The sequence below is a fragment of the Mycobacterium sp. TH-M106 genome, assembly GCF_057473765.1.
In genome coordinates this window covers 1-7022 of the sequence record NZ_JBYCLE010000421.1, presented here as the reverse complement: position 1 = coordinate 7022, position 7022 = coordinate 1, and the positions used below count along the sequence as shown (strand labels likewise).

Here is a 7022-nt window from a genome sequence, read left to right as displayed (position 1 = left end):
CCAGCCGATCCTGCGCAACCACGAACTGGCCAAACTGGTGAACCTGCGGCCGGATCAGGAGGTCAATGGTCGCCGGCACGGCATGAGCACCAGCGTCGTCCGCTGCCTGTACCCGGTCGCCGAGGGCGGGGAAGGACTGCGCACCGCGCTCGAGGAGGTGCGGGCCGCAGTCTCGGCGGCCATCGAGGGCGGCGCGCGCATCATCGTGGTGTCCGACCGGGAATCCGACGAGGAACTGGCCCCCATCCCGTCGCTGCTGGCGACCGCTGCGGTCCATCACCACCTGGTGGCCGAGCGCACCCGTACCCAGGTGGGTTTGGTGGTCGAAGCCGGCGACGCCCGCGAGGTGCATCACATGGCCGCGCTGCTCGGGTTCGGCGCCGCCGCCGTCAACCCGTACCTGGCGCTGGAGTCGGTCGAGGACCTGCTCGACCGTGGTGCGCTGGCGGGTGCTCCAGCAGCACTGGACCGAGAACAGGCCCTGTGCAACTACGTCAAGGCCGCGGGCAAGGGCGTGCTGAAGGTGATGTCCAAGATGGGCATCTCGACGCGGGCGTCCTACACCGGCGCTCAGTTGTTCCAGCCGGTCGGCATCTCCCAGGATGTCCTCGACGAATACTTCACCGGATTGACCTGCGCGATCGGTGGCATCACCCTGGACGACATCGCTGCCGACGTGGCCGCGCGGCACGCGCTGGCCTACCTGGACCGCCCCGGCGAGCGAGCGCACCGCGACCTCGAGGTGGGCGGGGAGTATCAGTGGCGCCGCGAGGGTGAATATCACCTGTTCAACCCGGAGACCGTCTTCAAGCTGCAGCACTCCACGCGCACCGGCCAGTACGCGATCTTCAAGGAGTACACCCGGTTGATCGACGACCAGAGTGAGCGGTTGGCCACGCTGCGCGGGCTGTTGAAGTTCCGCACCGGGGTGCGGCCACCGGTCCCGCTGGAGGAGGTGGAACCGGCCAGCGAGATCGTCAAGCGCTTCTCGACTGGCGCGATGAGCTATGGCTCGATCTCCGCCGAGGCCCATGAGACACTGGCCATCGCGATGAACCGACTGGGCGGCCGGTCGAACTGCGGCGAGGGCGGCGAGCACGCCGACCGATTCGACCCCGATCCAGACGGTGACTGGCGGCGCAGCGCCATCAAGCAGGTCGCCTCCGCGCGGTTCGGCGTCACCTCGCACTACCTGACCAACTGCTCCGACATCCAGATCAAAATGGCCCAGGGTGCCAAACCCGGTGAGGGGGGCCAGCTTCCGGGCAACAAGGTGTATCCGTGGATCGCCGAAGTGCGGCACGCCACCCCGGGTGTCGGCCTGATCTCACCGCCGCCACACCACGACATCTACTCCATCGAAGACCTGGCTCAGCTGATCCACGACCTGAAGAATGCCAACCCGTCGGCTCGGATCCACGTCAAGCTGGTGGCCGAGAACGGCGTGGGGACGGTTGCGGCTGGAGTATCGAAAGCACACGCCGACGTGGTGCTGATCTCCGGTCACGACGGCGGAACCGGCGCGGCCCCGATGACCTCGCTGAAGCACGCCGGCGCACCGTGGGAGCTGGGGCTAGCCGAAACGCAGCAGACTTTGCTGCTCAACGGATTACGCGACCGGATCGTGGTGCAGACCGACGGCCAGCTCAAGACCGGGCGTGACGTGATGATCGCGACGCTGCTGGGGGCCGAGGAGTTCGGCTTCGCCACCGCGCCGCTGGTGGTCTCCGGCTGCATCATGATGCGGGTCTGCCACCTGGACACCTGCCCGGTAGGAGTGGCCACCCAGAACCCGGTGCTGCGGGAGCGGTTTACCGGAAGACCGGAGTTCGTGGAGAACTTCTTCCTGTTCATCGCCGAAGAAGTGCGGGAATACCTGGCGCAGCTGGGCTTTCGCACCGTCAACGAGGCTGTCGGGCAGGTGAACGCGCTAGACACCACGCTCGCGCGGGCACACTGGAAGGCCCACAAGCTGGACCTCTCGGCGGTGCTGCACGAACCGGAATCGGCTTTTATGAACCAGGACCTGTATTGCAGCTCAAGCCAGGACCACGGGCTGGACAAGGCACTGGACCAGCAGCTGATTGTGATGTGCCGCGAAGCTCTGGATACCGGGCGACCGGTCCGGTTCTCCACCACCATCTCCAACGTCAATCGCACCGTCGGCACCATGCTCGGCCACGAGGTGACCAAAGCCTATGGCGGCGAAGGGCTGCCGGACGGCACCATCGACATCACCTTTACCGGGTCGGCGGGCAACAGTTTCGGCGCATTCCTGCCGAACGGAATCACGTTGCGGGTCTACGGCGACGCCAACGACTACGTCGGCAAGGGACTGTCCGGCGGCCGGATCGTGGTGCGCCCGTCCACCGATGCGCCGGACGGCTACGTCGCCGAGGACAACATCATCGGCGGCAATGTGATTCTCTACGGTGCCACCAGCGGCGAGGTTTTCCTGCGCGGGGTGGTCGGCGAACGGTTCGCGGTGCGCAACTCCGGCGCGCACGCGGTGGTCGAAGGGGTCGGCGACCACGGGTGCGAGTACATGACCGGCGGCAAGGTTGTGGTGCTGGGCAGCACCGGCCGCAACTTCGCAGCGGGCATGTCGGGGGGAGTGGCCTACGTTTACGATCCGCACGGGGCGCTTCCGGCCAACCTCAACACCGAGCTGGTGGACCTCGACGAGTTCGACGAGAACGACCTGGCCTGGCTGCACGACATCCTGGTAGCCCACGCCGACGCGACCGGCTCTGTGCCGGCCCGGCGCATCCTGGCGGACTGGCTGGCCCAGCAGCGCCAGTTCGCCAAGGTGATGCCGCGCGGCTACAAGCGGATGCTGCAGATCATCGCCGACGCAGAAACCGCCGGCACCGACCCGAGCGTGGCGGTCATGGAGTTCGCAGGTGGCTGATCCGCGAGGTTTCCTCAAATACACCGAGCGCATCCTGCCGCAGCGGCGGCCGGTGGCGCAGCGGGTGCACGACTGGCATGAGGTCTACCAGGAGTTCACCGAGGACGCGGTGCGCCAGCAGGCTACGCGCTGCATGGACTGCGGTGTTCCGTTCTGCCACACCGGTTGTCCGCTGGGCAATCTGATCCCGGAGTGGAACGACTTGGTGCGCACCGGCCGCTGGCGCGAGGCGTTCGACCGGTTGCATGCCACCAACAACTTCCCGGACTTCACCGGCCGACTGTGCCCGGCGCCGTGCGAGCCGGCCTGCGTGCTGGGCATCAACCAGCCTCCGGTGACCATCAAGCAGATCGAGTACGAGATCGTGGAGCGGGCCTTCAAAGAAGGTTGGGTGCAACCGCTTGCACCGGAGACTCTGACCGGCAAGTCGGTGGCGGTGGTGGGCTCCGGGCCGGCTGGGCTGGCCGCTGCCCAGCAGCTGACCCGGGCCGGCCACGCGGTCACGGTCTTCGAGCGCGACGATCGCATCGGTGGGCTGCTGCGGTACGGCATACCCGAGTTCAAGATGGAAAAGCGCTTCGTCGACCGGAGGCTGGTGCAGATGACGGCCGAGGGGACGGTTTTCCGCGCCGGCGTCAACGTAGGGGTTGATATCACAGCGCAGCAACTGCGTTCAGACTTCGACGCGGTGGTGCTGGCCGGTGGCGCCACCGCCTGGCGCGACCTGCCGATCCCGGGCCGCGAGCTCAAGGGCGTCCACCAGGCGATGGAATACCTGCCGTGGGCGAACCGCGTCCAAGCCGGAGACGACGTGCTGGGACCCGACGGCGAGCCGCCGATCAGCGCGCGCGGCAAGAAGGTCATCATCATCGGCGGTGGTGACACCGGCGCCGACTGCCTGGGCACCGTGCACCGTCAGGGTGGCACGTGCGTGCATCAGTTCGAAATCATGCCGCGCCCGCCGGACACCCGCGACGTATCGACCCCGTGGCCGATGTGGCCGCTGATCATGCGCACGTCGGCTGCCCACGAAGAGGGCTGTGACCGGGTGTTCGCGGTCAACACCGAGGAGTTCACCGGCCGTGACGGCCACGTCACCGGGCTGCGTGCCCACGAGGTCCGGCGGCGACACGGAAAATTCGAGAAAGTCGAGGGCACCGACTTCGAGATGGAGGCCGACCTGGTGCTGCTGGCGCTGGGGTTCGTCGGACCAGAACGGGCTGGCCTGCTGACCGATCTCGGGGTGGAGTTCGACGGCCGGGGCACCGTCGCACGCGATGCCGACTTTGCCACCTCGGTGCCCGGGGTCTACGTCGCCGGCGACATGGGCCGCGGCCAGTCGCTGATCGTCTGGGCTATTGCCGAGGGCCGCGCGGCGGCGGCGGGCGTGGACCGGTATCTGATGGGCCAGACTGCCCTGCCGTCCCCGATCACACCGACAACCGCAGCGATACATTAGTCACTCCTAAATCTCCCCTTCCGCCGGGCGCGCGTTTCCCGGCGCGTCGTCTTTTGTCTGCTATCGGGCAGGTGTCTAATGACCTGCAGTGGGCCGGGTGGGCTCGGTTCGACCAGCTCGACAGCAGGAGTTTCGACGTGCACGCCACCGTGATATTCCGATCCCGCATAGCGCGAATGAGCTGGCTATGGTTTCGACGCCCGGTGAAGAACCTCGGCTTCCCGGCAACCCACGAACGGTTGGTCACCGCCGAGGAGATGCTGCGCCTGATGGCCTGAGCGCAGCTCGCTACGCTCGGCGAGCATGCACAATCTCGCACTGCGCGGGCACCGCGCGTGCGAGATTGTGCATGCTCGCGGTGGTCGGGTGGCGCGCCAGTGGGTTTAGACCACCACGATGCCGTCGTCGTCGCTGTAGGCGGTCTCACCCGGGACGAACCTGACCCCGCCGAACTCGACGGTCACATCGACTTCACCGGTGCCGGTCTTGCCGCTCTTGCGCGGGTTGGTGCCCAGTGCCTTGATCCCGATGTCGAGAGTGCGCAACGTCGCGACGTCGCGCACGGCACCGTAGACGACGAGTCCTGTCCAGCCGTTGCTGCGGGCCAACTCGGCGATCACGTCACCGATCAGGGCGGTGTGCAGGGAACCGTCGCCGTCGACCACCAGCACCCGGCCGTCTCCGGGCTTGGACAGCACCGATCTGCACAGTGCGTTGTCTTCGAAGCAGCGCACGGTGGCGATCCGGCCAGCGAATTGCGTGCGGCCGCCGAATTGATGGAACTGGGTGTCGCAACTGCGAACGTCGGGTCCGATGTCGTCGACCAGGTCGGCGGTGGCTCGAAAGGCCACGGTCACGCAGCGCAACCACCCCGCGCGCTGCGCCGCCGCAGCCGCCGGACCAGCAGCATTGCCACCAGGCCCAGCGCAGCGGCGGCCAGCAGGGCGGCAGGCGGCCGGCGAGACGGCGGCACCGGCACCAGCGTCGGTGCGGTGACCGGACTCCGAGCTGCGTCGACTGTTGACTTCGCTTCTGCCGCTGCTTCTTTGGCGCCGGCTGCCTTTTTAGCGGGGGCTTTCTTGGCGGGCTGCTTTTTGGCGGCGGGTTTCTTCGCGGTTTTCTTCACGGCCTTGGCAGGTGCTTTTTTGGCCGGTGCCTTACTGGCGGGCGCGGGAGCCGCGGGTGGTTCGGCCGGCTTAGCGGCCTCTGGCATAGTCGGCTCCGGTGCTGCCTCGGATTCGTGCTCGGGTTGATCCTGCGGGTCTGGCATACGGTTGATCCTTTGCGGTCTCTCGTCGTGCACTCGAACAGTACCTGCCCAGCCGTCACGACTTCGGTCGTGCCACCCACAGCCCGGCACCGACGATGACGATTGCGCCGACCACGAACGGCCAGATCGGCATGTCGCTGCCGGGCTGCTGGCCGGCCGCTACCGGGGGCCCGGGCTCTCCGGTGCCGGCGACCGTGAGGCGGAATCGCCACGACCCCGACACCACATGTCCATCCGCCGAGGTCACCCGGTAATTCGTCGTGTAGGTGCCGACGGGTCCCAGGGGACGCACCGCCACGCTGACCACCGGCCCCTGCACCTGCGCCGCTCCGGTGGACCAGAGGTTGCCGTCCGGTCCGACTACCGTCATGGCCGCGAACGTGGTCTGCAGCCGCTCGTTGAAGGTGGCGCTGACCCGGCCCGGGCCGACGGCCAACTCGGCGTCCGCGACCGGATCGGTCGACACCAGCACGGCGTGCGCAGCGGCGACCCCGGTCGCCGTGAACAGCAGTGCCGCCAGCAGCAGACACCCCGCCGCCGCCACGACAGCCCGGGCCATGCCGGTCATGTCTGCCTGCGCATGATCGCGATCGTGACGCCGAGCGCCGCGACCAGCAGGGCCAGGGCACGCCCGGTCATGCCAGGCCCAGCCGCGCCATCAGGTCGGCGTCGATGCCGTCGAGTTGCTCGCCGACCGCGGCGTGCGTGGTGCGGCGTCGTGCGGTCGGCATGGTCTGCGCGGCGGTGACCGCGGCGGAGAGGTCGGTCAGCCGTTCGGTGATGGCGGCCACGAACCGTTGGGTCTCGGTGTCCTTGGGTTTCCCGTCGCGCACCATGCGTAGCGTCTTCTCTGCCCCGGCGATACGAGCCGACAGCCTGGCGCCGGGACCGGAGAACTCGCCTATCCGGGCCAGCGGCACCCCGAGCCGGTCAGCGCGGCGCTCGTCGACCAGCCCGCGGGCGGCCGTGGCCACCCGGTAGGCCATCGGGACCGCTATCGGCGCCAACAGTCGGGAGACCGTCAGCGCCCGGCGGATTCGTGCCGGTGACAGCAGTCTTCCCTCCTGGGCCGCCTTGAGCTGCACTTCGGCCGCCTTCAACGCTCTACGGTCGCTGTCCTGCTCGGCTTTTAGCTGCGCTTTGAGCGCTTTGGCTTCGGCGCGCTGGGTGGCCTTGAAACGGCGCGTTTCGGCTTTGGCGGCCAGCCGGGCTTCGAGTTTGGCGCGAGCCTTCATCGCACGCGCCTCGGCGCGGCGGGTCGCGCGGCTCTTCTGCTTGCTGAACAGGCTCACTGGACTACCTTCCTGAGGTCAGCGCTTTTGGATGAGGCGTTGATGCACCCGAGGTGCCACCAGGTCACTGCCCGGCTCGCTTGACGCGGT

The 7022-nt window shown here is 67.9% G+C and carries 7 protein-coding genes; 3 read left to right on the top strand and 4 right to left on the bottom strand.

Going from position 1 to position 7022, the window contains the following annotated elements:
- The 3 genes from gltB to AC2VOP_RS14725 all read left to right on the top strand — a co-directional run.
- A partial coding sequence (gene gltB, locus AC2VOP_RS14735; protein ID WP_486961664.1) for a glutamate synthase large subunit occupies window positions 1–2911 on the top strand: 2911 nt, incomplete at its 5' end.
- Window positions 2904–4370, top strand: a complete 1467-nt coding sequence (locus AC2VOP_RS14730) for a glutamate synthase subunit beta (protein WP_486961663.1) — start codon at window positions 2904–2906, stop codon at window positions 4368–4370. The genes gltB and AC2VOP_RS14730, both read left to right, overlap by 8 nt.
- Window positions 4371–4441: 71 nt before the next feature.
- Window positions 4442–4648: a hypothetical protein gene (locus tag AC2VOP_RS14725; protein WP_486961662.1), complete on the top strand. Its 207-nt coding sequence runs from the start codon at window positions 4442–4444 to the stop codon at window positions 4646–4648.
- A 105-nt stretch (window positions 4649–4753) separates the two neighbouring features.
- On the opposite strand, the gene rraA is transcribed toward AC2VOP_RS14725, so the two are convergent.
- The 4 genes from rraA to AC2VOP_RS14705 form a co-directional block, all read right to left on the bottom strand.
- Entirely contained in the window at window positions 4754–5227 is a 474-nt protein-coding gene (rraA, locus tag AC2VOP_RS14720; protein ID WP_486961661.1) for a ribonuclease E activity regulator RraA, read from the bottom strand.
- Entirely contained in the window at window positions 5224–5640 is a 417-nt protein-coding gene (locus tag AC2VOP_RS14715; RefSeq protein ID WP_486961660.1) for a hypothetical protein, read from the bottom strand. Before AC2VOP_RS14715 ends, rraA begins: the two co-directional genes overlap by 4 nt.
- Window positions 5641–5695: 55 nt before the next feature.
- Window positions 5696–6208: a copper resistance CopC family protein gene (locus AC2VOP_RS14710; RefSeq protein ID WP_486961659.1), complete on the bottom strand. Its 513-nt coding sequence runs from the start codon at window positions 6206–6208 to the stop codon at window positions 5696–5698.
- Window positions 6209–6275: 67 nt separating this feature from the next.
- Complete coding sequence (locus AC2VOP_RS14705) at window positions 6276–6932, bottom strand: DUF6474 family protein (protein WP_486961658.1); 657 nt, start codon at window positions 6930–6932, stop codon at window positions 6276–6278.
- Window positions 6933–7022 lie beyond the last annotated feature (90 nt).

What these genes read in the sequence shown, in the direction of transcription:
- AC2VOP_RS14710 (WP_486961659.1), bottom strand. Translation starts at nt 6,208, where the DNA reads ATGACCGGCATGGCCCGGGCTGTCGTGGCGGCGGCGGGGTGTCTGCTG.
- AC2VOP_RS14715 (WP_486961660.1), bottom strand. Translation starts at nt 5,640, where the DNA reads ATGCCAGACCCGCAGGATCAACCCGAGCACGAATCCGAGGCAGCACCG.